The following is a 1,835-nucleotide window of genomic DNA, read 5'->3' as shown; positions in this document are numbered from 1 at the left end:
ATGCACGAGGGCCGGCACACCCCGGCCGCCGGTTTCGCCGGCACCCAGGTGCTGCCGCACCCCGGCGATGCCTCCGGCACGACCCAGATCCACCGCATCACCGTGGAACCGATCGGGCGCGAGGTCGAGTGCCGCGAGGACCAGACCATCCTGGACGCGTGCCTGCGGGCAGGCGTCTGGCTGCCCCACTCCTGCACCCACGGCACGTGCGCCACCTGCAAGTCGGAGGTGCTCGACGGCGAGGTGGACCACGGTGAGGCGTCCGCCTTCGCCCTCATGGACTTCGAACGCGACGAGGGCAAGGCCCTCACCTGCTGCGCCCGGCCGCGCTCCGACGTGGTGATCGAGGCGGACGTCGACGTGGACGAGGACGTCGAGGTCCACCCCGTGACCGACTTCACCGGCACGGTCGTGGCGCTGGAGGAGATCGCCCTCGACACCCGGCGGCTGATCGTCGAACTCGACCGCGACCTCGCTTTCAACCCCGGACAGTACCTGCGGTTCACCGTGCCCGGCGGCGACGTGGACCGCACCTACTCGATCGCCTGCCCGCCGTCCCGGCCGCGCACCCTGGAGTTCCACATCCGGCGCACCCCGGGCGGCCGCGCCACCGACGGCTGGATCTTCAGCACCCTCGCCGTGGGCGACCGGATCGATCTGTCCGGCCCCTACGGCCGCTTCGTGCTGCGCACCTCGCGCGAGGAACCCGCGGTCATGGTAGCCGGCGGGACCGGCCTGGCCCCGCTGAAGGCGATGATCCTGCACGCCCTGGAGGACGGCGCCCATGACGGCCACCTCACCCTCTACCAGGGCGCCCGCACCCGGGAGTGGCTCTACGACGTGGAGTTCTTCCGCGCGCTGGAGCAGGCCCACCCCGGCCGCTTCCGCTACCGGCCCTGCCTGTCGGAGGAGTCGGCCGAGGGCTTCGCCGACGGCCTCGTCACCGACGTCCTGGCCGCCGACCACGCCTCGCTGCGCGGCCACGTCGGCTACGTCTGCGGTCCGCCCGGCATGGTCGAGGCCGCCCTGAAGACGCTGATGAGCAAGAGGCTGTTCCCGCGGGACATCTACCGGGAGGACTTCTTCGACGAGGGCGACCGCACGGGCGGCGCCGCCGTCCGCTCCCCCCTGATCAAGAGGTGACCCCCATGCCGGATGCCCCCGTGCCAGGAGCTCCCGTGCCCGATGCCCCGGTGCCCGACGTCAGGCGGACCGCGACGCTGACGTACGCGGCGGCGCGGCGGGTCCTGGCGGTGGCGGCCGAGGAGGCGGAGCGGCTGCGGGTCGCCGTCTGCGTGGCGGTCGCCGACAGCGCCGGCCACCCGCTGGCCTTCGGCCGGATGGACGGCGCACCGCTGATGTCCGCGCAGATCGCGCAGGACAAGGCGTACTCCGTGGCGGCCTTCAACGGCCTGCCCACGCATCGCTGGTACGACTTGATCTCCGGCGAGCCGGCCCTGCTGCACGGCATCGTCCACACCGAACGCCTGGTGATCTTCGGCGGCGGCGTCCCGGTCCGCGCGGACGGCGACCTGCTCGGCGCGGTGGGCGTCTCCGGCGGCACCGCGGAGCAGGACAGGGCGATAGCGGAGGCGGGCGCGGCAGCGGTGACCGCCTGACCGGCCTCGGGCAGACTACGGGGCCCCGCCTGGCCCCCTCGCCGGCGACCACGGCCGCCGAGCGGGCCGTCCTCGCCCCGTGCGATGCGGCCCGGCCGCGCCCGCGTGCGAGGCCCCGCTCCGCGCCCGCGTGCGAGGCCCCGCTCCGCGCCCGCGTGCGAGGCCCCGCTCCGCGCCCGCGTGCGAGGCCCCGCTCCGCGCCCGCGTGCGAGGCCC

At 74.8% G+C, this 1,835-nt stretch carries 2 protein-coding genes; both read left to right on the top strand.

The window, feature by feature from the left end; genetic code table 11:
* The coding region (locus AB0G63_RS32400; RefSeq protein WP_360757632.1) for a 2Fe-2S iron-sulfur cluster binding domain-containing protein at positions 1–1,143 on the top strand (1,143 nt) is incomplete at its 5' end.
* A gap of 35 nt (positions 1,144–1,178) precedes the next feature.
* Positions 1,179–1,619 carry a heme-binding protein gene (locus tag AB0G63_RS32395; RefSeq protein WP_360757630.1) on the top strand — a complete coding sequence of 147 codons (441 nt, stop codon included), beginning with the start codon at positions 1,179–1,181 and terminating at the stop codon, positions 1,617–1,619.
* Positions 1,620–1,835: the final 216 nt, after the last annotated feature.

The sequence above is a fragment of the Streptomyces sp. NPDC020996 genome (assembly GCF_040641355.1).
GTDB lineage: Bacteria > Actinomycetota > Actinomycetes > Streptomycetales > Streptomycetaceae > Streptomyces.
Note: the sequence above shows the minus strand (reverse complement) of the source record. Positions and strands in the feature narration are given on the sequence as shown.